Consider the following 22,975-nt stretch of genomic DNA (forward strand, 5'->3'; position numbering starts at 1 on the left):
CTTAACGTGCCACGCCCAGCAGGCGGTCCAGCAATTCCGGCGCGGCGCGCAAGGCCGCTGCGGTGTCGGCATGCACCACGGTGCCGTGGTCCAGCACGATCGCCTGGTTGGAGATCGCCAGGATCGCCTGCGGATGCTGCTCCACGATGATGGCCGACAGGCCTTCGGAGCGCGTGATGCGCGAGATGGCCCGCAGCAGCTCGTTGACGATGATGGGGGCCAGGCCTTCCAGCGGTTCGTCCAGCAGCAGCAGCCGGGGGTTGACCACCAGCGCGCGGCCCACGGCCAGCATCTGCTGCTCGCCTCCGGACAGCTGCGTGCCCAGGTTGGTCTTGCGTTCGGCCAGGCGCGGGAACATCTCGTAGACGCGCTCCGGCGTCCAGCGGCCGGGCCGCTGCACCGCGGTCAGGTTCTCGTGCACCGTGAGCGACTTGAAGATGTTGCGCTCCTGCGGCACCCAGCCGATGCCGGCCGCGGCGCGCAGGTGCGAAGGCAGCTTGTGCAGCGCGACGCCGCCCAGCGTGATGCTGCCCGCGTGCTGCCGGGTGGCGCCGGCCAGCGTGTTGATCAGGGTCGTCTTGCCGGTGCCGTTGCGTCCCAGCAGGGCCAGCGTTTCTCCCTCGCCCAGGGCGAAGGACACGCCGTTCAGCACCACGGCCTCGCCGTAGCCGGCGCTCAGGTTCTCGACGGTGAGCATCTCAGACATGGGCCCGCTCCGCGCCGGGGGTCAGCGCCACGTTGATCTCGTCGCCGTGGCCCAGGTACACGGCCTTCACGTCCTGGTTGGACGCGATCTCCTCGGGCGTGCCCTCGGTGAGCACGGTGCCGTTGACCAGCACCGTCATGCGGTTGGCGAAGCTGAAGACGAGGTCCATGTCGTGCTCGATCAGCAGCACCGAGACGTCGGCGGGCAACGCCGCCACGGTCTGCAGAAGTTCCTCGCGCTCGCCGGCCGGCACGCCCGCGACCGGCTCGTCCAGCAGCAGCACGCGCGGCTCGCAGGCCAGCGCGATCGCGATCTCCAGCAGGCGGCGCTTGCCGTACGCCAGGTGCTCGGTCTTCTGGTTGGCGACTTCGGCCAGGTGGAACTGGTCCAGCAGCTGCTGCGCACGCTGCGCCACCGCGGCATCCTGGCCCAGCGACTTCCACCAGCGCGTTCCCAGGCCGCGCTGCTGTGAGACCACCAGCGCCAGCGTCTCCAGCGGCGTCATGGAGGCGAACAGCTGGTTGATCTGGAAGGTGCGCACCATGCCGCGCCGCACGCGCTGGTGCGGCGCCAGCGTGGAGATGTCCTGGCCTTCCAGCGTGATGCGGCCGGCGGTGGGCTCCAGCACGCCGGTCAGCAGGTTGACCAGCGTGGTCTTGCCGGCGCCGTTGGGGCCAATGAGCGCATGGCGCGCGCCCCGGTGCAGCTCGAGCGAGACATTGTTGGTGGCGGTGATGCCGCCGAACTTCTTCACCAGTCCCTGGCAGGACAGCACGATGTCCCTCATGGCCCGCCCCTCTTCCACCAGGTCCAGGGTTTCAGCAGCCGGTCGCGGCCGACCAGCACCAGCACCACCAGGAACAGGCCGATCCAGAAGGTCCAGTACTGCGGCGTGATCTGCGAGAGGAAGTCCTGCATCAGCCGGAACACGGTGGCGCCGATGACCCCGCCATACAGCCAGCCCGTGCCGCCGATGACCAGCATCAGCATCACGTCGGCCGAGCGGTGGAACTCCAGCACGTCGATGGAGGCGAAGCCCGAGGTCTGCGTGAACAGCGCCCCGGCGGCGCCGGCCATGGCGGCAGCGATGGTGTAGACGGCGATCAGCCGCGCATGCACGGGCACGCCGATGGCCATCGCGCGCAGCCGGTTGTCGCGGATCGCCTTGAGCGTGGCGCCGAAGGGCGAGTGCACGATGCGCCGCGCCAGCAGGAACAGGATCAGCAGCACGGCCAGCGAGTAGTAGGACGCGGTGTGGCCGGCCAGGTCGAATTCGAACTTGCCCAGCACGGGCGAGAACATCAGGCCCTGGATGCCGTCGGTGCCGCCGGTGAGCCAGTCCAGCTTGTTCGCCAGTTCCGCCAGCACCAGCGCGACGCCCAGCGTCACCATCAGCCGCGTCAGGTCGGTGCCGCGCAGCACGGTGAGGCTGGCCACCAGCCCCAGCAGGCCGGCCGTGCCCATGGCCACCAGCAGGCCCACGTGCGGGTCGGGCATCACGTGCTTGCAGAACAGCGCGGCGGTGTAGGCGCCCAGGCCGAAGAAGGCCGCGTGGCCCAGCGACACGATGCCGCCGAAGCCGAGCACCAGGTCGAGCGAGACGGCGAACAGCGCGAGGATGGCGATCTCGTTGACCATCGCCGCATAGGACGGGAACACCATGGGCGCTGCGAACGCGAGCAGCCACAACACCGGCTCCCAGGGCTTCATGCGGCTGGCCCGCAGCAGGTTCGCCTGGGCCGGGCTCGGCGCGTGACCGGCCTTGCCCATTTCAGGGTTTGCGCCGCCGCCCTCGACCAGGGGCGCCGCGGCTTCGGGCGGCCGTGCGGCGCTCATGCCTTGCCTCCCTGGCGCACGAACAGGCCGTTGGGCCGCCACAGCAGGATGACGATCATGAGGCTGTAGACGATGAAGGCGCCCATCTTGGGGATGTAGTATTTGCCCGCCACGTCGGCGATGCCCAGCAGCAGCGCCGCCAGCAGCGGCCCGGTGATCGAGGAAGTGCCGCCGACGGCCACCACGATCAGGAAATAGATCATGAACTTCAGGGGGAAGGTGGGATCGAGCCCCAGCACCTCGGCGCCGAGCGCGCCGCCCAGGCCGGCCAGGCCGGAGCCGAAGGCGAAGGTGGAGAGGAACACCACGTTGACGTTGATGCCCATGCCGGCGGCCACGCGCTGGTCGTCCACCGCGGCGCGCAGCCGGCTGCCGAAGCGCGTCTTGGCCAGGATGTACTGCAGCGCCACCGTCAGTGCAGCGCACACGGCGATGATGAACAGCCGGTAGTGGCCCATGCCCAGCGAACCGATCTCGGTGCGGCCCTTGAGCCAGGCGGGCAGCTGCATGATCTGCTGCGTGGAGCCGACGTAGTAGTCGACCGCCGCCACCGACATGAACACCAGGCCGATGGAGAACAGCACCTGGTCCAGGTGGGGCTTGTGGTACAGCGGCCGGTACAGCGTGCGCTCCAGCACCGCGCCCAGCAGCGCGGAGCCCGCGAAGGCGATCGGCAGGCAGACCAGGAAGGGCACGTCCAGCCGCTGCATCAGCAGCACCGTGATGTAGCCGCCGGCCATGGCGAAGGCGCCGTGCGCGAGGTTGATGAAATTCATCAAGCCCATGGTGACGGCCAGGCCGACCGCCAGCACGAACAGCAGCATGCCGTAGGCGACGCCGTCGAAGAGGATGGTGAGCATGGTGGGTGGGATGTGTTCACTCCCTCCCCTTCCGGGGGAGGGTTGGGGTGGGGGCACGCGGCGCCACGGAAGCGCCCCCATCCCGACCTTCCCCCGGCGGGGGAAGGAGCCAGGCAGCTTACTTCGCCTTGCCCGGGTCCTTGACGTCCTTGATGACGTCGAATTCCACGTTGTACAGCTGGCCGTTCTTCTTCTCGACCTTGCGCAGGTAGATGTTCTGCACGATGTCGCGGGTCTGGGCGTCGATGAACACCGGGCCGCGCGGGCTTTCGAAGATCTGGCCCTTCATTGCCGCCAGCAGCGCGTCGCCGCCGCCCTTGCCGCCGGACTTCTTCAGCGCCTCGTAGATCACGCGCATGCCGTCGTAGCCGCCCACGGCCATGAAGTTGGGGCGCAGGTTCTTGTTGGCCTTCTGGAAGGCCTCGACGAACTTCTTGTTGGCCGGCGAGTTGTGGTCGGTGGAGTAGTGGTGCGAGGTGACCACGCCCAGGGCGACGTCGCCCATGTCGGCCAGCTGGTCGTCGTCCGTGACGTCGCCCGTGCCGATCAGCTTGATGCCGGCCTTGTCCATGCCGCGCTCGGCGAACTGCTTCATCACCGCCGTGCCCGCGCCGGAGGGCACGAACACGAACACCGCGTCCGGCTTGAGGTCCCGCACCTTCTGCAGGAACGGCGCGAAGTCCGGGTTGGCCAGCGGCACGCGCAGCTTGTCCAGCACCTTGCCGCCGTTGAACAGGAAGCGCTCGCTGAAGTACTTCTCGGCGTCGATGCCCGGGCCGTAGTCGGACACCAGCGTCACCACGCTTTTTATCCCGTTCCTGGGCACCCAGTCGGCCAGCGCCACCGAGGCCTGCGGCAGCGTGAAGCTGGTGCGCACGACGTAGGGCGAGGCTTCGGTGATGCTGGAGGTCGCGGCGGCCATCACCACCAGCGGCGTCTTGGACTGGGTGGCGATCGGCGCCACCGCCAGCGCCGAGGGCGTGATGCCCATGCCGGCGAGCACGTTCACCTTGTCGTTGACCACCAGCTCCTGCGCCAGGCGGCGCGTGTTGGCCGGCACGCTGCCGTCGTCCTTGACGATCAGCTGCACCTTCTTGCCGGCGACGCTGTCGCCGTTCTGCGCCATCCACAGCTTCGCGGCGGCCTCGATCTGGCGGCCGGTGGTGGCCTGCTGGCCCGTCATCGGCAGGATCAGGCCGATCTTGAAGACGTTGTCCTGCGCCATGGCCAGGCCGCTGGCGCCCAGCAGGCCCAGGGCCACCGCGGTGCCGAGGAAACTTCTCTTGTGCATGGCGTCGTTCTCCTAGGTTGTGTGCAGGCCTGCGTTCCCGATGCGGCCGGCTTGTGGGTGCGGATTCTGGTCGCGCGCCGAATGCGCGCAAGCCCGGCGCGGACTCTAGCAGTTATGACGAAATGCAATAGCGGTCGCGCCGTTATCACGATGAGCACGGAGCTAGCGTTGCCGGATCAGCCGCACGCCCGGCATGCGGCGCGGATCCGGAGCCTGCACGGCCTCGCGCAGGTTGCGCTGCGCCAGCCGCGAATGCTCGCGCATGATCGCCTCGGCGCGCGCGCCTTCGCGGCACTCGATGGCGTCCAGCACCTGCCGGTGCTGGTCCTGCGCCACGACCAGCATGTCGCGCGCCTTGGGCGTGTTCGCCTGCACGACCACGAAGCCGGAGGGCGACGCGAACGGCAGGCTCACCACCCGCGCCAGCTCGCGGGCCAGCACGGGGCTGCCGCACATGTCGCTCAGCAGGTTGTGGAAGCGCTGGTTGAGCGTGACGTAGCGGGTGAAGGCCTCGTCGTCCAGCGCCGGCTGCTCCAGCAAGGCGTCGACCTCGGCCAGGCAGGCGCGTGCCTCGGCCAGCACCTCGGCCGCGACGCCGCGCTCGGCCGCCAGCCGCGCCGCCAGGCCTTCCACAGTGCCGCGCAGCTCGATCGCGTCGGCCACGTCGCGTTCGGAGAAGGTGCGCACCGCGTAGCCGCCGTTGGGCAGGCCTTCCAGCAGCCCCTCCTGCTCCAGCCGCATCAGCGCCGCGCGCACCGGGGTGCGGGACACGCCGATGCGCTCCACCAGGGTCAGCTCGGCGATGCGGGCGCCCCCCGGCAGCTCGCCGGCCAGGATCATCTCGCGCAGCCGCAGTTGCGCCTTGACGGCTTGCGGGGCACTGGCTTCGTCGCTGGCTGTATACATGAGGCGAGGCTAACCGGGGGATTGCGGTGCGTCAATCCGGCCTCCTCATAGGAGAGCTCACCGACACGATCGGCGCCAGGGTCGATTGCTGTATACAACGAACCGCCTTTCCCCCATAATCCGCCGCCATCCCTCCCCCACCCTGCGCGAGCCCTGCCCATGTTTCCGAAGAACGCCTGGTACGTCGCCTGCACCCCCGACGAGATCGATGCCAAACCCCTGGGTCGCACCATCTGCAACGAGAAGATCGCCTTCTACCGCGGCGCCGAAGGCCAGGTGGCGGCGGTGGAGGACTTCTGTCCGCACCGCGGCGCGCAGCTGTCGCTGGGTTCCGTGTGCGAAGGCAACCTGGTGTGCGGCTACCACGGCCTGGTGATGGGCTGCGACGGCAAGACCGTCTCCATGCCCGGCCAGCGCGTGGGCGGCTTCCCGAAGATCCGCGCCTACCCGGTGGTGGAAAAGTACGGCTTCGTCTGGGTGTGGCCGGGGGATGCGGCGCAGGCGGACCCAGCGAAGATCCACCACCTCGAATGGGCGGAGAGCCCCGACTGGGCCTACGGCGGCGGGCTGTACCACATCGCCTGCGACTACCGCCTCATGGTCGACAACCTGATGGACCTGACGCACGAGACCTATGTGCACACCACCAGCATCGGCCAGAAGGAGATCGACCAGACGCCGGTCACCACCAAGACCGAGGGCGAGCACGTCGTCACCAGCCGCTTCATGGACAACGTGATGCCGCCGCCCTTCTGGAAGGCCAACCTGCGCGGCAACCACCTGGCCGACGACGTGCCGGTGGACCGCTGGCAGGTGTGCCACTTCATCCCGCCCAGCCACGTGATGATCGAGGTGGGCGTGGCGCACGCCGGCAAGGGCGGCTACCACGCCGACGCGAAGGACAAGGTGTCCTCCATCGTGGTGGACTTCCTCACGCCGGAGACGGAGACGAGCATGTGGTACTTCTGGGGCATGGCGCGCAACTTCAACCCGAAGGACCGCAACCTCACGGCGCAGATCCGCGACGGCCAGGCCAAGGTGTTCGCCGAGGACACCGCGGTGCTGGAGGCGCAGCAGCGCAACCTGTCGGCGAACCCGCAGCGCAAGCTGCTGATGCTCAACATCGACGCCGGCGGCGTGCAGGCGCGCCGCATCATCGACCGCATGGTGCTGGCCGAGCAACCGAACAAGCTGGTGGCGTGATGGCGCAGATCGCGGTCAAGGTGCTGCGCCGGCAGCAGGAAGCGCTGGACGTCGCCAGCTTCGAACTCGCCCGGCCCGATGGCTCGGCCCTGCCCGGCTTCAGCGCCGGCTCCCACATCGACGTGCAGCTGCCCAACGGGCTCACGCGCCAGTACTCGCTGTGCAACGACGCGACCGAGCAGCACCGCTACCGCATCGCCGTGCTGCGCGACCCGAAGACACGCGGCGGCTCGGCCACCATGCACGACACGGTGAAGGAGGGCGACACGCTGCTGATCAGCGAGCCGCGCAACCACTTCCCGCTGGTGCACGGGCAGCGCGCGCTGCTGTTCGCAGGTGGCATCGGCGTGACGCCGCTGCTGTGCATGGCCCAGCGGCTCGCCGCCATCGACGCCGATTTCACGCTGCACTACTGCACGCGCTCGCGCGAGCGCACCGCCTTTGCCGAGGAGATCGCTGCGTCGGCCTACCAGCAGCGCGTGAAGTTCCACTTCGACGACGGCCCGCCTTCGCAGAAGCTGGACTTGGACCGGGTGCTGGCCAAGCCGGAGGCCGGCACGCATCTCTATGTCTGCGGGCCCACGGGCTTCATCGCCTGGGTGGTGAAGGCCGCCGAGGGCTGGGGCTGGAGCAAGGAGCAGGTCCACCTGGAGTACTTCGGCGCCGAAGCGCAGGACACCTGCGGCGACCGGGCCTTCCAGGTGAAGATCGCCAGCAGCGGCGCAGTCGTCGAGGTCGCGGCCCAGCAGACGGTGGTGCAGGCGCTGCAAGCCCAGGGCATCGAGATCCTCACCTCCTGCGAACAGGGCGTGTGCGGCACCTGCATCACGCGCGTGCTGCAGGGCGAGTGCGACCACCGCGACCTGTACTTCACCGACGAGGAGAAGGCGAAGCACGACCAGTTCACGCCGTGCTGCTCGCGGGCGAAGAGTGCCGTGCTGGTGCTGGACCTGTGAACGCTGGGGTTCCGCTGCGCGTTCACCCCAGCCTACGAAGAAGCCGTGCGGCCTTCGGGGCGAACGTAGGCTGGCGGTGAGCCCGAAGGCGAACCCCAGCGCAACCGATCCCGTAGGCTGGGGTGAGCCCGAAGGCGAACCCCAGCGCCCCAGGCGATACCATTTCAACGAACGAGACACAAAGAGGCCCCCCATGATGAAACTCCCCGCCCGCTACGACCACGTCGGCAGCTTCCTGCGTCCCAAGTTCCTGCTGGAGGCGCGCGCCCGCAAGGCCCAGGGCGAGATCACGCCCGCGCAGCTGCGCGAGGTGGAAGACAAGGCGATCGCCGAGATCGTGAAGTTCCAGGAGGACGTGGGCCTCAAGAGCATCACCGACGGCGAGTTCCGCCGCACCTATTTCCACATCGACTTCCTGGAGCAGCTCGGTGGCGTCAAGACGGACATTCCGGTGACCATCAAGAAGCCGGACGGCAGCGAGGAGCTCGCGCCGCCCGTGATCCGCGTGATCGACAAGGTGCGCCATGCGAAGGACATCCAGAAGGCCGACTTCGAGTACCTGAAGTCGCAGGTCTCCGCCGGCCGCACGCCCAAGGTGACCATTCCCTCGCCGACCATGCTGCACTTCCGTGGCGGCCGTGCCGGCATCAGCAAGGAGGCCTATCCCGAGCTGGACCCGGTGTTCTACGACGACGTGGCCAAGGCCTATGGCGACGAACTGCGCTCGCTCCATGCCGCCGGCTGCCGCTACGTGCAGATGGACGACACCAACCTGGCGTATCTCTGCGACGAGAAGATGCGCGAAGCCGCGCGGCAACGCGGCGATGATCCCAACGAGCTGCCGCACCGCTACGCCAAGTTCATCAACAAGGTGGTGGCGCAGAAGCCGCAAGGCATGCTGCTGGCCATGCACCTGTGCCGCGGCAACTTCAAGAGCACCCACGCGGCGGCCGGCGACTACGAGCCGGTGGCCGAAGCGCTGCTGAAGGAAATGGACATCGACGCGTACTTCATGGAGTACGACGACGAGCGTTCCGGCGACTTCCGGCCGCTGCGCTACCTGCCCAAGGGCAAGACCGTGGTGCTGGGCCTGGTGACCACCAAGTTCGGCCAGCTGGAGAACAAGGACGCGCTGAAGCGCCGCATCGACGAGGCCGCCAAGTACGCGCCGATGGAGCAGCTGGCCCTGTCGCCCCAGTGCGGCTTCTCCAGCACCGTCCACGGCAACAACATCGCCGTCGAGGATCAACGTAACAAGCTGCGTCTGGTGATCGAGACCGCCCGCGAGGTCTGGGGCGAGGACTGACGCTCGGCGAAAAGGCAGCTCGTCAGCTGCAAAGCCTGCGCTGGCAGGGGCCCGGACGGGCCCATCTGTAACGTTCCCCCTTGCGAGCGGTCGCGCTTTGCGCTTTCATGCGCGCAGCCCGTCCGTTCCAAGGAATCGCCATGGTTCTTGCCTCCTTGCTGTCCCGGCTGTCTCGCATCGTTGGCGCCGCCGCACTCGCCGCCACCGCCCTCGCCGCCGGGGCGCAACCCGCCTCCCCGCATGCCGCCGAGCGCTTCAGCTCCGCCCCCATCCCGTCGCGCTACATCGTGGTGTTCCACGGCAGCGTTGCCGACCCCGCGGCGGAGGCAGCCGCGCTGGCCCGCTCCGAGGGTGGCCAGCTGCACTTCACCTACACGCGCGCGCTGAAGGGATTCGCGGCCACCCTGCCGGATGCCGCCGTGGCGCGCCTGCGCAGCAATCCCTCCGTGGCTTTCGTCGAGCAGGACCAGTCCGTGTCGCTGCAGCAGCAGGAAAGCCAGGCGACCTGGGGCCTCGACCGGATCGACCAGGTCGACCTGCCCCTGGACACCATCTACTTCTACGGCGCGACCGGGCTGAACGTCACGGCCTTCATCATCGACACCGGCATCCGGGCCGACCACGTCGAGTTCACCGGGCGCGTGCTGCCGGGCTACACCGCGGTCAACGACGGCAACGGCACCAGCGACTGCAACGGCCACGGCACCCACGTCTCCGGCACGGTGGGCGGCACCACCTGGGGCGTGGCCAAGCAGGTGGCGCTGGTCCCGGTGCGCGTGCTGGACTGCCGCGGCTCGGGCAGCTTCAGCGGCGTCATCGCCGGCGTGGACTGGGTGGCGGCCAATTCGCTGCGGCCGGCGGTCGCCAACATGTCGCTCGGCGGCGGCTTCTCCTCCTCGATCAACGCAGCGGTCGCGGGCGCCGTGACGAGCGGCGTCACGATGGTGGTGGCGGCCGGCAACAGCAGCGCGGACGCCTGCAACTATTCGCCGGCCAGCGAGCCGTCGGCCCTGACGGTCGGTGCCACCACCAGCAGCGACGCGCGGGCTTCCTATTCCAACTTCGGCCCCTGCCTCGACCTGTTCGCACCCGGCAGCAGCATCACCTCGGCCTGGAACACCAGCTCCACCGCCACCAACACCATCAGCGGCACTTCGATGGCGACGCCGCACGTCACCGGCGCGGCCGCGCTGGTGCTGCAGGGCAGCCCGGGCTCGTCGCCGGCCGCGGTCGGCTCCTTCCTCACCGGCCATGCGACCCCCAACCACGTGGTCTCGGCCGGCACCGGATCGCCCAACCTCCTGCTGTACAGCCTGGCGGCCGGGGGCGGGGCCGTCACCGAACCCGCCAAGCCGACGGTCGCGATCAGCGCCATCAGCGGCGCCGCCTCGCGCTCGGGGCGCAACTGGAAGGCGACGGCCACCGTCACCATCCAGGACGTGAACTCCAGGCAACCGGTGGCCAACGTGACCGTCGCCGGCAGCTTCGCGCCCGGAGCCAGCGGCAGCTGCGTCACCGGCGGCAATGGCAGCTGCGCGATCTCTTCGGGCGTGCTCGCGCCCAGCGTCGCCGCCACGCAGTTCACGGTGACCGGCGTCACCGGCAACGTCGTCTACGACCCGAACAGCAACTGGGGCACGCAGATCACCATCAGCAAGCCCTGAGGCCGCAGCGGTCCTGCGGGGCCGTGCCGGTGCAGAATCCCCGCATGGCAGAGGTCTTGCTGATCGAGGACGACGAGGCGCAGCGCTTCATCGCGGGGTTCGCCTTGAAAAAGGCGGGCCATGTGGTGCGCGAGGCGCCCCATGGTCTCGCCGGCCTCGCTGCCGCGCGCGAGGCCCGTCCCGACGTCATCGTCTGCGACGTGATCATGCCGGGCATGACGGGCTACGACGTGCTGGCGCAGCTGCGCGGCGACCCGGCGCTGGCCACCCTGCCCGTGATCCTGCTGACAGCGATGTCCGAGCGCGGCGACGTGCGCCAGGGCATGAGCGCCGGAGCCGACGATTACCTCACCAAACCCTACCGGCCCGCCGAGCTGTGCGAGGCGATCGACGCGGTGCTGGCGCGCCGCCAGCCGCGCTAGGACGTCCTGCACTGTTTCGCAAAGTGCCGCGCCCCGGCTTGAAGCCGCCGGAGCCGGCGCGCAGAATGGCGCGGCCCTAGCAGGAGGCCCGCATGCCGTCGTTCCCGCTCCCTCGCCGCACCGCGCTGGCCTGGCTGGCCGCCGGCGCCCTGCCCTGGCCCGCTGTTGCACAGGGAACGGGCACGCTGCAGTCCTGGAAGCTCGCCACCTCGCGGCGCACCGGCATCCACGACGTGGCGCCGGCGCCCGATGGCGGCGTGTGGTTCTCGGCGCAGGCCAGCGGCCACCTCGGCTGGTTCGAACCGTCCACCGGCCGCACCGAACTCATCGCGCTCGGGTCCGGATCGTCGCCGCACGGCGTGATCCAGGGCCCCGACCGCGCGGCCTGGCTCACCGACGGCGGCCAGAACGCGATCGTCCGCGTCGGCTGGCCCGACCGCAAGGTCACGGTGCATCCGCTGCCCGCAGGCACGCCCTACGCCAACCTGAACACCTGCGCCTTCGACGGCGACGGCGACCTGTGGTTCACCGGCCAGTCGGGCTACGTCGGCAAGGTCGCGGTGCGCAGCGGCCAGGTGTCGGTCAAGGAGGCCCCGCGCGGCCGCGGACCCTACGGCATCTGCAGCACGCCCTCGGGCGACGTCTGGTGGTGTTCGCTGGCCGGCTCCTTCATCGCCCAGGTCGACCGGCGCACCGGCGACTCACGCATCGTCGAGCCGCCCACCCGCAACCAGGGCGCGCGCCGCGTCTGGAGCGACAGCCGCGGCCGCATCTGGGTCAGCGAGTGGAACAGCGGCCAGCTGTCGCTGCACGATCCCGCCGCCAACAGCTGGCGCGCGTGGAAGGTGCCGGGCAGCAACCCGATGGTCTACGCGGTGTACGTGGACGAACGCGACCACGTGTGGGCCAGCGACTTCGGCGGCAACGCGGTGTGGTCGTTCGAGCCGCGCACGGAGAAGTTCGAGAAGCACGCCATGCCGCGCGACAGCGCCAACGTGCGCCAGATCCTGGGCCGCAAGGGCGAGGTCTGGCTGCCGGAAAGCGGCACCGAGCACATCGCCGTGATCCGCACCGCCTGAGCGTCAGCGCTCGGCGCGCACCACCAGCGCCTGGATCTTGCCGTCCACGGCGCCCTCGCCGAAGCGCTGGGCGAGGGCCGTCGTGGCCGCCTGCGTCGCATCCGCCAGGCTCACTCCGCCGCGCGCCTCGATTTCGCCGCGCAGGGGCGTGCCCTCGCAATAGGCGATCGCGGCAGCGCGCGGCGACGCCGCCAGGCTGCGGCGGGTGACGTGCTCCACCTGCACGCCGCGCGTGAAGCCGCCCTGCGTCAGGTGCTCCCGGATCAGGTCGGCGTCGTGGTAGCCATGCGGGGTGCGCGCCATGAAGCGCGGCGGGTCGTGCGGGAAGACGCCGGCCAGTGCGTCCGTCACCACGTCGGCGATCTCGTTGTGCTCGATCGCGTCCCAGGCGCTGAACAGGAACACGCCGCCGGGGCGCAGCACGCGGCGCACCTCCGCGAAGGCCTTGGGCTTGTCCGGGAAGAACATCACGCCGAACTGGCACAGCACGGCGTCGAACGACGCATTCTGGAACGGCAGCTGCATCGCGTCGGCCACCTGCCACTCGACCGGGCGACTGGTTCCGCGCGCGGCGGCTTCTTCCAGCATCGGCGGGTTCAGGTCGGTGGCGACAATGGCCGAGGACGCCGGCAGCCGCTGCGCCAGCTCGCGCGTCAGCACCCCGGTGCCGGCGGCGACCTCCAGCACGCGCGCGGGCGCCTGCGCGACGACACGCTGCGCCAGGTCCCCCGCATAGGGCTGGAAGATGAGGGGCACCATGAACTGCTCGTACAACTGCGGCACGGAACCGGCGAACACGCGGTCGGACTCTGCCTGGGCCATGGGATCTCCTGCGTCGATCTGGAAAGTCTAGGGCTGCATCACATACACCAGGCCGAGCGCCCCGACCGAGAGCGTACGCTCGCCGGCGGTGGTGTACGACCCCACCCCGAAGGAGTGGTAGCTGGAAGCGAATGCCGCGAGCGCGCCGACGCCGAGCACGCGCGCCACCGGGCTGCGCTGGCCCAGGGTTTCGCGGATCTTGTCGCGGTGCCGCTCCGGCGAGGGATTGAGCACGAGGGCCAGGAGGAGGACGGCGGCGGCGATGCCGAGGGACACGACGGGACTGCTGCGCATGGTGCTTTCAGGTGGTGGAAAGGGAGGCCCTGGCCAGCGCCGAGAGGTGCTCCGCCTGCCAGGCAAATTCGGTGGCGAAGGATTCGCGCTCGGCAACGGCCGCCGCGCCGCCTTGCGCATAGACGGTGGCGTAGGCCGCGTAATCGGCGGCCTCGCGCGCACGGCCGGCCAGGGCCTTGGCCACCGCGTAGGTCGCCGAGACCGCCGCATGGCCGCAGCCGTCGATGGATTTCGAGCCGGGATGGTGGCCAGCCAGGTCCGCGGCCTGCGCGGCAAGCGCATCCAGGCCGGCGCGGTCGAGCCGGCCCGCCAGGAAAGCAGCCAGACCGTCGAGCGCCACGACCGCGCGCGGGTCTTCCAGCAGGTGGCGCACCCGTTCGACGCAGTCGTGGCCGAAGACGAGGCGCAGGCGTTCGTGGGCGGCATCGTCGAGCCGCAGCTCACGGGCCAGGCGATCGAGCGTGTCGTTCATCGCTGCTCCTTTCGTGCTTCAGCCGGAAGCCAGCAGCACGCGGCGCCGTTCCAGGCTCGCGGCCGGCCAGTATTCACTGCGGGCGTAGTACTCCGGCACGGCCGGAACATCCGGCGGCAGCCGCACCCACGGCTGTTTCGAGGATGTGTAGATGTGGATGTCCGGCGGCAGCGCGTCGGGCTGGTCCAGCGTGCCCACCCGCACGAAATGCACGCGCGGCCCGGCGCCCGCGTAGTTGCTCCACACCGCCACCATGCAGCGCGGGCAGCGCGCGATGCGCTGGCCCTTGCCGCTTTCCGAGGGCGTGTCCACCACGACCGGCTCGCCCGCCAGCAGCTCGACGCGATCGGCTTCGATCATCGCGTTCAGCGCGAAGGAAGAACCGCTCTCGCGCTGGCACCAGCGGCAATGGCAGCAGTGCACGAACAGCGGCGCCGTGCGCAGGCGGTAGCGCAGGAAGCGGCAGTCGCAGCCGCCTTCGAGGGGGAATCGGGCTTCGGAGGTCATCGGCAGGGAAACGGGAACCGGCTGAACGGCGCGCACCGCGCCAGGGCCGGGCTCGTCGGCGAATGGCACGGGAACGGCATGCCCGGCAAGTTAGCGCAGAGCGGCTGCGTTGCCAAGGGGCGACCTGCACCCAGGCGCCTGCTGCCGGGGATGTCCGCAGCGCGGGCAGCACCAACCGCCGCCGCAGTCAGCGCATGGCTAGGGAAGCCTCTGGTACCTCTCGACCTGGCATTCGTAGCTGCCGGGGCTGCTCGTGCACGGCGTGACTTCATAGCTGCGCGGCGCCCCCCCGCTGGAACAGCCCGTGAGCGTGAGCAGAAGAACCACGAGACCGAATGCCTTGACCATGTCGAGCCCTCCTTGGCCGCCGCGGTGCCGGGGAGGCGCGCCGGTGCTGTATGTTGCGAACGCTTTTCCGGGCAGTGGAATTCCCCGCTCCGCCGCCCGCGCGACCGGCGGTTCGCAGGTGGCTCGACGATGGGCTGCGGGGGGCCGCGGCGTCAAGGGGTTCCTCAACGGGTCGCCGGGCACGCCGCGGCGCCCGTGCCGCCGGCCGCCAGCGCCGCCAGCAGCTTGCTGCCCGCGCGGCCCGTGGCCGGCCAGCCCAGCCGCTCTTCTTCGGCACGGATCGCCGCGCTGGTGCGCGGCCCCTCGGCGCCATCGACCACGACCTCGCAGTGGCCGCCCTGAACCAGCAGCAGCTGCAGCTGGCGGAACTCCGCGCGGGACAGGCCCGGGTCATCGGTGGGCCACGCGACCTGGGGCGGCGGCAGGCCGCGCAACGCATCGGACAGCAGGCCGATCGCCAGCGCATAGGTGTCGGCCCGGTTGTAGCGCCAGATCGCCTGGTAGTTCGGAGTGACCAGCCAGGCCGGTCCCTGCGGGCCCGCGGGCATCAGCAAGGCGGAGGTGATCGCCGGATCGGCCAGTCCCGCGGCAGCGTCGCGCTGCACCAGCGGCGAGCCGTCGACGCGGGTCACGCCCGCGTTGCTCCAGTCGCCGGCACTGCGGCAGCGGCCACCCGCCCTGGCGGCGGACAGGCAGCCGTGCCCGCTTTCCTGCGCATCGAGCCGCGCCAGATCGGGCGGCACGCGGACTTCGACGCCCCAGCGCAGTCCTTCCGTCCACCCGAGTCCGCGCAGGTAGCGCGCGGTGGTCGCCAGCGCGTCCGGCATGCTGCCGACGATGTCGGCGGCCGGCGACTCCGGGCCATCGCGCATGTAGCGGCGGAAGGTGCCGGGCATGAACTGCGTCATGCCGAACGCTCCGGCCCAGGAGCCGCGGAAGGTCTCCGGCCGCACCGTGCCTTCCTGCAGCAGCCACAGCGCGTCGAAGAAATGCTGCTTGCGCTCGCTGCTGCCCAGGTTGAGGCACGCGCGGCTGAGCGTCGCATCCACCACCGGATACCGCCCGGCCACGCTGCCATAGTTGGTCTCGATGCCCAGCACGGCCACCGTGGTCGCCGGATCCACGCGATGGCGCCGCGCGATGTCCGCGAGGGCGGCGGCCTGCTGCTGCAGCAGCGCGCGCCCTTCGGCGATCCGCTGCGCATCGACGCGCCGCGCGAGGTAGTCCCAGATCGGGAGCACGAATTCGGGCTGCGCCTGGCTGGCGCTCTCGATGACGGGGCGCAGGTCCTGGACGTCGCGGGTGTAGGTGTCGAAGGTCTGGGCCGAGACCTCCGGATGCGCGCGCAGGTCCTTGCGCAGGGTGGCGACGCAGGCCGACAGCGGCTGCGCCTCCTGGGCGACGGCCGCACCCGGCGTGGCCGCCAGCGCCGCAGCCGCCCACCATGCCAACCCCATTCGCCGCATGGCATGCAGTCTACGGTGAACGCGCCGCGGCGCAGGCCCGGCCGATTACCTAAGTCATGGGGTGCGGACGCCCCTGCTGGCTATCCTCTTTCTCGCACCCGGGAGAACGTCACCGTGAACCTGTTCGTCCCCAAGCTCGCCGCCGCGGCGGGCATCGCGCTGGCGTTGCTGGCCTGTGCCAGCGCGCCCAAGCCGGCGCAGGTCGCGGGGACCATCCAGGCCTCCGCGCAGGTCAATCCCAGCACCAGCAAGCGGCCCTCGCCGGTGCTGGTGCGCGTGTACGAGCTGAAGACGGCCGCTGCCTTCAACAGCGCCGACTTCATGTCACTGTACCAGCGCGACAAGGCGGAACTCGGCGCCGACCTCCTCGGCAAGGAAGAGTTCGTGCTGGCGCCGGGCGAGTCCAAGACCTTCGCCAAGACGCTGTCGCCGGACACGCGCTTCCTGGGCGTGATCGCCGCCTACCGCGACGTGGAGCACGCCAAGTGGCGCAGCATCGTTCCGGTGCAGCCGGGCCAGATGCACACCGTCGTGATCCATGCCAACGAGCTGGCGGTCGAGGCGGCGCTCAGCGGAGGCGGCCGATGAGCCTGCACAGCAAGGTCGTGTGGTCGCAGGGCATGTTCCTGCTGCCGCACCACTTCCAGCAGGAAGCGCGGCATGTGGACTACGCGGTGGACATGCGCATGCGCGCGTCCGGCCCGCACGCCTGGGGCTTCTTCGAGCTCGAACTGGACGAGGGCCTGCTCGCGGTCGGGCGGCTGGGCGTCAGCCGCGCCAGCGGCATCCTGCCCGACGGCACGCCCTTCTCGCTGCCGCAGCACGATGCACAGCCGGTCTCGCTGGAAGTGCCCGCCGACATGAAGGGCGAGATCGCCTACCTGGCCGTGCCGCTGGCGCGGGAAGGCGTGACGCAGGTGGGTTTCGACGACGACGGCGCTTCCGAGCTGTGCCGCTGGCGCGCCGTCAGCGAGGAGCTGCGCGACCACACAAACGCCGGCGACGAGCCCGAGGCCGTGCAGACCGGCGCGCTCGCGCTGCGCCTGCTGCGCGCCAGGGAGGCGAACGAGGCGCACGCGCTGCTGGGCGTCGCCCGCGTGATCGAACGCCGCAGCGACAACCAGGTGGTGATCGACCGCGGCTACATCGCGCCGCAAACGCGCATCGATGCCAGCCAGCAGCTGTCGGCCCATGCGTCGCTGCTGCACGGGCTGATCCGCCAGCGCTCGCGCGCGCTCGCCGGCCGCATGGGCCAGCTGAGCCACGGCGTGTCGGAGATGGCGGATTTCCTGATGCTGCAGGCGCTCAACCGCGCCGAACCGGTGTTCCGGCAGCACGCGCTGGCGCCCACCACCTCGCCGCGCGAACTGCACCTCGCCTGCCTGGCGCTGGCGGGCGACCTGTCCACGTTCAGCGAGCTGCATTGCCCGGCCGAACATCCGCTGTACCGGCACGACGACCTGCAGGCCACCTTCGCGCCCGTCATCGCCGACCTGCGCCGCATGCTGTCCACCGTGCTGGAACGCAATGCGGTCCAGATCGACCTGGCCGAGCGCAGCCACGGCGTGCGGCTCGCGGTCTTCCCGGATGCGGAGATGGCGCGCAACGCCAGTTTCGTGCTCGCGGCCAATGCGCAGATGCCCGCCGAGCAGTTGCGCACGCGCCTGCCCGCGCAGGCCAAGCTGGGGCCGCCGGAACGCCTGCGCGACCTGGTCAACCTCGCCTTGCCCGGCATCACGCTGCGCTCGCTGCCGACCGCGCCGCGGCAGCTGCCGTTCCACGCGGGCTTCCATTACTTCGAGATCGACCGCGGCGGCGAATTGTGGAAGCAGCTCGAACGCAGCGGCAGCCTGGCCATGCACGTGGCGGGCGATTTCCCGGCACTCGAACTCGAGCTGTGGGCGATCCGCCAGTGAGCGCCACGGAGGCCAGCCATGGACAGTTATGCGGTCAAGGATCCTTTCGCCGAATTCGACGACCAGCGGACCTTCGTCAAGCCCAACCCCGGCGGCCGCACTGGGCCATCGCGGCCGGCGGACCCCGGTGCAGCGAGCGCCGGCACTGCGGGTGAGGCGGCCCCCGACCAGGGCCTGAACCCGCTGGTGGCGCTGGCCAACCGGCTGCTGCTGGTGGTGCCGCAGCTGCGCAGCACGCGGCAGGTGGACGACGTGGACGCGCTGCGCAATTCGCTGGCGCAGGGCATCCGCGACTTCGCCACCCGCGCCGCCGCGCAGGGCATCGCGCCCGAGCGCGTGATGGCGGCGCGCTACGTGATGTGCACCATGATCGACGAGGCCGCGGCCGGCACGCCCTGGGGCGGCATGGGCGTGTGGGCGCGGCACAGCCTGCTGTCGATGTTCCACAACGAGACCGAGGGCGGCGAGAAGGTGTTCCAGCTGATGGCGCGGCTGGCCGAGAAGCCCGAGGTGAACCGCGACCTGCTGGAGCTGATCTACTGCGCGCTCACGCTCGGTTTCGAAGGGCGGTACGGCGTCGTGGGCAACGGCCGCGCGCAGCTCGAAGCGGTGCGCGACAAGCTGGCGCAGATCCTGCGGCAGCAGCGCGGCGATCCGGCACGCGCGCTGGCGCAGCACTGGCAGGGCCACGTGGTGGCGCGCCGCGCCGCCTACAACTGGCTGCCGCTGGCCGCGGCGGCGGTGCTGGCGATGCTGCTGCTGGTCGTCTATTCCCTGGGCCTGTCCCTGTCGCTCGGCAGCCGGTCCGATCCGGTGTTCGGCCAGATCCAGGGCCTGCGGCTGACGCCGCCGGTGGTCGCCGCGCCGCTGCCGGCGCCCAAGCCGCGGCTGGCGCAGTTCCTGGAGCCCGACATCAAGGCCGGACTGGTCGCGGTGCGCGACGAGATCGACCGCAGCGTGGTCACCATCCGCGGCGACGGCACGTTCGCGCCCGGCAGCGCCACGCTGCTGGAGCCGCGCGAAGCGCTCATGACCCGCATCGCCGACGCGCTGGCGCAGGTCAGCGGCAACATCCTGGTGACCGGCCACACCGACAGCCAGCCGATCGCGCGCTCGGCCCGCTTCCCGTCCAACTGGCACCTGTCCGAGGAGCGGGCGAAGACGGTGCGCGACCTGCTGGTGGCGCGCAAGGTGGCGCCCGAGCGCATCCGCGCCGAGGGCCGCGCCGATGCGGAACCCGTGGTCGCCAACGACACGGCGCCCAACCGTGCCATGAACCGGCGCGTCGAGATCACCCTGGTCGTGGGACGCGGCGCCGACGCGGCGCGTCCGGTCGCGAGGTGACCATGATCAAGCGACTGCTCGGCCTCGTCTTCAACCGCTGGGTGCTGCTGCTGGTGGTGGTGGTCGCGATCGCACTCGTGCTCTGGATCGTCGGCCCCCTGATCGCCATTGGCGGCAAGCGGCCGCTGGACAGCGAATTCGAACGGCTGATCGCGATCAGCATCCAGCCCTGCGTGACCGTGGGGATCCTGCTGTGGCAGCTCTGGCGCGCGCGCCGCGGCAACTCGGCGGTGGTGAACGCGTTGCTGGCTGCCGGCCAGCCGCGCACGGACCGCCCCGCCGACAGCCCCGACCTGCAGGCCGTGCGCCAGCGTTTCGACCAGGCCATGCTGACACTGCGCCGCGCCCGCTTCGGCGCCGGCGGCATCGTGGCGGGCTGGTCGGCACGGCTGGGCGGCCGCTTCCTGTACGAGCTGCCCTGGTACGTGATCATCGGCGCTCCCGGCTCGGGCAAGACCACCGCGCTGCGCAACTGCGGACTGAAGTTCCCGCTGGCCGCCAACGTCGGCGAGCAGGCGGTGCGCGGTGTCGGCGGCACGCGTGACTGCGACTGGTGGTTCACCGACCAGGCGGTGCTGATCGACACCGCCGGCCGCTTCACCACGCAGGACAGCGACCGCGAGAACGACCGCGCCACCTGGTCCGGCTTCCTGGGCATGCTGCGCAAGTCGCGCCCGCGCCAGCCGGTCAACGGCGTGCTGGTCACGGTGTCGGTCAGCGACCTGCTGGCGCGCGACGCGGCCGCGCGCGCCGAGTACGCCCGCACGGTGCGCGCGCGCATGCTGGAGCTGCACGAGAACCTGTCGATCCGCTTCCCGGTCTACGTGCTGGTGACCAAGTCCGACCTGCTCGCCGGCTTCATGGACTACTTCGGCGTGATCGACAAGGAGCAGCGCGCCACCCCGTGGGGCGCGACCTTCCCGCTGCAGGAGGGCGCCTCGCAGGGCCTGGCGCGCTTCGGCGGCGAATTCGATGCGCTGCTGCAGCGGCTGGAGGACGGCCTGATCGAGCGGCTGCAGCACGAACGCGACCCGCAGGCGCGCGCCCGCATCTACGGGTTCCCCGGCCAGTTCGCCGCGCTGCGCGCGGCGCTGCAGGAATTCATGGAGACGGCGTTCGCCCCCCTGCCCTACGAAGCGGAATCGATGCTGCGCGGCTTCTACTTCATCAGCGGCACGCAGGAGGGCACGCCGATCGACCGCGTGCTCGGCTCGATCGCGCGCAGCTACCACCTGGAGCGCGCGGTGATCGCGCCCAACCAGGCCAGCGGCAAGAGCTATTTCCTCACGCGCCTGATGGGCGAGGTGGTGATCGCCGAAAATGGGCTGGCGGGCACCAACCTGAAGTGGGAACAGCGCCGCAAGTGGGCGGCCATCGGCGCCTACGCCGGCATCGGCGTGGTCACCATCGGCGCGCTGTCCGCGTGGACCCTCAGCTACGTGAACAACCGCCGCTACCTCGACGACGTGGCGGCCCGCGTCGACCGCGTGCGCATGCTGGTGCAGGAAACGCCCAACCGCGCGACACCCGACCTGCTGCCGCTGGTGCCCGCCCTGGCCGCCACGCGCGGCCTCGCGGGCCAGCCGGAGACCGTGCCCTGGAAGCTCGGCTTCGGCCTGTACCAGGGGGACAAGCTGGACAGCGCCGCGCGCGCCGCCTATGGCCGCATGCTGGTGGACGCGGTGCTGCCGCGCCTGGGCCTGCGCGTGGAGGACCAGCTGCGGCTGGCGGGCGCGGCGCCGGAGTACCAATACGAGGTGCTCAAGACCTACCTGATGCTGCACGACGTGCAGCACTTCGACCCCGAGTCGCTGAAGGCCTACTTCGAGGCGGACTGGGACGTCCGGTACGCACGTTCGCTCGACGCGGAACAGCGCGCGCAGCTCAGCGCGCACCTGGACGCGCTGCTGGCGCAGGGCGCGGCCGTGTCGCCGCTGCCGGAGGATCGCGCGCTGGTGGAATTCCATCGCGGGCGCCTGGCCACCGTGCCGCTGCCCCAGCGCATCTACAACCGCATGCGGCACCGGGGCTTCGGCAGCGACTTTCCCGAGTTCACGGTGGTGCGCGCCGCCGGCAACAACGCCGCGCTCGTGTTCCAGCGGCGCAGCGGCGCGCCGCTCACCAAGGGCGTGCCCGGCCTGTACACCTACGACGGCTACCACCGCGGTTTCCAGAAGGAAGTGGGCAAGGTCTCGCGCCAGCTGGCGGAGGAGCAGGCCTGGGTGCTGGGCGTCGCCGAGACGCCGCGCGATGCCGCCGCCTCGGTGGTGGCCGGCGACCAGCTGCTGGACGACGTGCGCCGCCTGTACCTGGAGGAATACGCCGTCACCTGGCAGGGCTTCATCGCGGACGTGCGGCTGCAGCCCATGGCCAGCCTGGCGCAGTCGATCCAGATGGCGCGCGTGCTGTCGGCGCCGGACAGCCCGCTGCCGCCGCTGATGAAGGCGATGTCGCGCGAGACCACGCTGCTGGGGTCCAGCGGCAAGAACGTCATCGAGAAGGGCACGGACACCGCGACCGATGCGGTGAAGAAGAGCCGCAAGGCACTGTCCGACCTGCTGGCGCAGAAGAAGCCGGAGACCGGGCCGCGCATCGAGTCCATCGTCGACGACCGCTTTGCGGCGCTGCGGCAGCTGGTCACCGCGCCCGAGGGCGGCAAGGCGCCGCTGGACGACGCGATGGCGCTGATCGGCGAGGTGCACGTGCTGCTCAACGCGGTCGACAGCGCCGTCAAGGGCGGCGCCGCGCCGCCCGCCTCGCCCGTGCCCAACAAGGTGAAGGCGGAAGCGGGCCGCATGCCGGAACCGGTGCGCTCCATGATGGACACGCTGTCGCAGGGCAGCGCGCAGGTGGCGCAATTGATGGTGCGGCAGAACCTGGGACAGGAAGTGCGCTCGCAGGTCGGCGAGTTCTGCCAGCAGGCGGTCGCCGGGCGCTATCCGCTGGACCGTGGGTCCTCGCGCGATGCCACGCCGGCCGACTTCGCGCAGGTGTTCGGACCGGGCGGCAAGATCGATGCGCTGTTCCAGCAGAAGCTCGCGCCCTACGTGGACACCGCCGCCCGGCCCTGGAAGTTCCGCGCGGTCGAAGGCGTCCCGCTGGGCGTGGACAACGGCACGCTGCCGCAGTTCCAGCGCGCCCAGGCGATCCGCGAGACCTTCTTTCCCTCGGGCGCCACGGCTTCGCTGAAGCTGCAGTTCAAGCCGGTGGAGATGGATGCGACCCTGAAGCAGTTCATCCTGGACGTCGATGGCCAGGTCGTGCAGTACGACCATGGCCCGCAGGTGCCGACCACCGTGCAGTGGCCCGGGCCGCGCGGCACGACGCAGGTGCGGGTGCAGGTCAGCCCGCCCGGCTCGGGCAACACCTTCGGCGAGGTGTTCGAAGGCCCGTGGGCGCTGCTGCGCGTGTTCGACAAGGTCAAGATCGAACCCACCAACGTGCCCGAGAAATTCCGCGCGACCTTCGACGTCGATGGCCGCAAGGCGGTGTTCGAGGTCACGGCCAACAGCGTGCGCAACCCGTTCCGGATGCGCGAGCTCAGCGAGTTCGCCTGCCCCGCGGGACTGTGAGCGGC

General features: G+C 70.4%; 21 protein-coding genes. 10 read left to right on the top strand and 11 right to left on the bottom strand.

Annotated elements, in window-relative coordinates; genetic code table 11:
* Nucleotide 1 precedes the first annotated feature (1 nt).
* The 6 genes from AC1DSA_RS17960 to AC1DSA_RS17985 form a co-directional block, all read right to left on the bottom strand.
* Nucleotides 2-706: an ABC transporter ATP-binding protein gene (locus tag AC1DSA_RS17960; protein WP_477891632.1), complete on the bottom strand. Its 705-nt coding sequence runs from the start codon at nt 704-706 to the stop codon at nt 2-4.
* Nucleotides 699-1,493 carry an ABC transporter ATP-binding protein gene (locus AC1DSA_RS17965; protein WP_477891634.1) on the bottom strand — a complete coding sequence of 265 codons (795 nt, stop codon included), beginning with the start codon at nt 1,491-1,493 and terminating at the stop codon, nt 699-701. Before AC1DSA_RS17965 ends, AC1DSA_RS17960 begins: the two co-directional genes overlap by 8 nt.
* The gene (locus AC1DSA_RS17970; protein ID WP_477891691.1) at nt 1,490-2,476 is read right to left on the bottom strand and encodes a branched-chain amino acid ABC transporter permease; all 987 of its coding nucleotides are present in this window, start codon (nt 2,474-2,476) and stop codon (nt 1,490-1,492) included. The genes AC1DSA_RS17965 and AC1DSA_RS17970 overlap by 4 nt, the downstream gene beginning before the upstream one ends.
* A 62-nt stretch (nt 2,477-2,538) precedes the next feature.
* Nucleotides 2,539-3,402 (bottom strand): branched-chain amino acid ABC transporter permease, encoded by an 864-nt coding sequence (locus AC1DSA_RS17975; protein ID WP_477891636.1) that lies wholly within the window; start codon nt 3,400-3,402, stop codon nt 2,539-2,541.
* A 118-nt stretch (nt 3,403-3,520) separates the two neighbouring features.
* The gene (locus AC1DSA_RS17980) at nt 3,521-4,693 is read right to left on the bottom strand and encodes an ABC transporter substrate-binding protein (RefSeq protein ID WP_477891638.1); all 1,173 of its coding nucleotides are present in this window, start codon (nt 4,691-4,693) and stop codon (nt 3,521-3,523) included.
* 162 nt (nt 4,694-4,855) lie between these two features.
* Nucleotides 4,856-5,599 carry a GntR family transcriptional regulator gene (locus AC1DSA_RS17985; protein ID WP_477891640.1) on the bottom strand — a complete coding sequence of 248 codons (744 nt, stop codon included), beginning with the start codon at nt 5,597-5,599 and terminating at the stop codon, nt 4,856-4,858.
* 159 nt (nt 5,600-5,758) lie between these two features.
* On the opposite strand from AC1DSA_RS17985, the gene AC1DSA_RS17990 reads away from it, so the two are divergent.
* From AC1DSA_RS17990 to AC1DSA_RS18015, 6 genes are all read left to right on the top strand, one after another.
* Nucleotides 5,759-6,802: an aromatic ring-hydroxylating dioxygenase subunit alpha gene (locus tag AC1DSA_RS17990; RefSeq protein ID WP_477891642.1), complete on the top strand. Its 1,044-nt coding sequence runs from the start codon at nt 5,759-5,761 to the stop codon at nt 6,800-6,802.
* On the top strand, nt 6,802-7,758 hold the full coding sequence (locus AC1DSA_RS17995) for a PDR/VanB family oxidoreductase (RefSeq protein ID WP_477891644.1): 957 nt from the start codon (nt 6,802-6,804) through the stop codon (nt 7,756-7,758). The genes AC1DSA_RS17990 and AC1DSA_RS17995 overlap by 1 nt, the downstream gene beginning before the upstream one ends.
* Nucleotides 7,759-7,951: 193 nt before the next feature.
* The gene (locus tag AC1DSA_RS18000) at nt 7,952-9,064 is read left to right on the top strand and encodes a 5-methyltetrahydropteroyltriglutamate--homocysteine S-methyltransferase (protein ID WP_477891646.1); all 1,113 of its coding nucleotides are present in this window, start codon (nt 7,952-7,954) and stop codon (nt 9,062-9,064) included.
* Nucleotides 9,065-9,204: 140 nt separating this feature from the next.
* Nucleotides 9,205-10,728: a S8 family peptidase gene (locus AC1DSA_RS18005; protein ID WP_477891648.1), complete on the top strand. Its 1,524-nt coding sequence runs from the start codon at nt 9,205-9,207 to the stop codon at nt 10,726-10,728.
* Nucleotides 10,729-10,772: 44 nt separating this feature from the next.
* Nucleotides 10,773-11,150 carry a response regulator transcription factor gene (locus AC1DSA_RS18010; protein WP_477891650.1) on the top strand — a complete coding sequence of 126 codons (378 nt, stop codon included), beginning with the start codon at nt 10,773-10,775 and terminating at the stop codon, nt 11,148-11,150.
* 92 nt (nt 11,151-11,242) lie between these two features.
* Nucleotides 11,243-12,229 carry a Vgb family protein gene (locus tag AC1DSA_RS18015; RefSeq protein ID WP_477891652.1) on the top strand — a complete coding sequence of 329 codons (987 nt, stop codon included), beginning with the start codon at nt 11,243-11,245 and terminating at the stop codon, nt 12,227-12,229.
* A 3-nt stretch (nt 12,230-12,232) separates the two neighbouring features.
* Here the strand turns inward: AC1DSA_RS18015 and AC1DSA_RS18020 are convergent, their stop codons facing one another.
* The 5 genes from AC1DSA_RS18020 to AC1DSA_RS18040 all read right to left on the bottom strand — a co-directional run bounded on the left by AC1DSA_RS18020 (nt 12,233) and on the right by AC1DSA_RS18040 (nt 16,129).
* The gene (locus AC1DSA_RS18020; protein WP_477891654.1) at nt 12,233-13,051 is read right to left on the bottom strand and encodes a class I SAM-dependent methyltransferase; all 819 of its coding nucleotides are present in this window, start codon (nt 13,049-13,051) and stop codon (nt 12,233-12,235) included.
* Between the two features lie 27 nt (nt 13,052-13,078).
* Nucleotides 13,079-13,345, bottom strand: coding sequence for a hypothetical protein (locus AC1DSA_RS18025; protein WP_477891656.1), 267 nt, complete (start codon nt 13,343-13,345; stop codon nt 13,079-13,081).
* A gap of 7 nt (nt 13,346-13,352) precedes the next feature.
* Nucleotides 13,353-13,817 carry a hypothetical protein gene (locus tag AC1DSA_RS18030; RefSeq protein ID WP_477891658.1) on the bottom strand — a complete coding sequence of 155 codons (465 nt, stop codon included), beginning with the start codon at nt 13,815-13,817 and terminating at the stop codon, nt 13,353-13,355.
* An 18-nt stretch (nt 13,818-13,835) separates the two neighbouring features.
* The gene (locus AC1DSA_RS18035; protein WP_477891660.1) at nt 13,836-14,324 is read right to left on the bottom strand and encodes a GFA family protein; all 489 of its coding nucleotides are present in this window, start codon (nt 14,322-14,324) and stop codon (nt 13,836-13,838) included.
* A 512-nt stretch (nt 14,325-14,836) separates the two neighbouring features.
* Complete coding sequence (locus tag AC1DSA_RS18040) at nt 14,837-16,129, bottom strand: lytic murein transglycosylase (protein ID WP_477891662.1); 1,293 nt, start codon at nt 16,127-16,129, stop codon at nt 14,837-14,839.
* A gap of 123 nt (nt 16,130-16,252) precedes the next feature.
* Here AC1DSA_RS18040 and tssJ point away from each other — a divergent pair, with 123 nt between their 5' ends.
* Genes tssJ through tssM form a run of 4 tightly spaced genes read left to right on the top strand, consistent with a single transcriptional unit; the run spans nt 16,253 to nt 22,970 of the window.
* Nucleotides 16,253-16,726, top strand: coding sequence for a type VI secretion system lipoprotein TssJ (tssJ, locus tag AC1DSA_RS18045; RefSeq protein WP_477891664.1), 474 nt, complete (start codon nt 16,253-16,255; stop codon nt 16,724-16,726).
* The gene (tssK, locus tag AC1DSA_RS18050; protein ID WP_477891666.1) at nt 16,723-18,054 is read left to right on the top strand and encodes a type VI secretion system baseplate subunit TssK; all 1,332 of its coding nucleotides are present in this window, start codon (nt 16,723-16,725) and stop codon (nt 18,052-18,054) included. The genes tssJ and tssK overlap by 4 nt, the downstream gene beginning before the upstream one ends.
* A gap of 18 nt (nt 18,055-18,072) precedes the next feature.
* Nucleotides 18,073-19,398: a DotU family type VI secretion system protein gene (locus AC1DSA_RS18055; protein WP_477891668.1), complete on the top strand. Its 1,326-nt coding sequence runs from the start codon at nt 18,073-18,075 to the stop codon at nt 19,396-19,398.
* Nucleotides 19,399-19,400: 2 nt separating this feature from the next.
* A complete protein-coding gene (tssM, locus tag AC1DSA_RS18060) occupies nt 19,401-22,970 on the top strand; it encodes a type VI secretion system membrane subunit TssM (RefSeq protein WP_477891670.1) in 3,570 nt (1,189 codons plus the stop codon).
* Nucleotides 22,971-22,975 lie beyond the last annotated feature (5 nt).

This window comes from Ramlibacter sp. P4_H7, assembly GCF_056400765.1.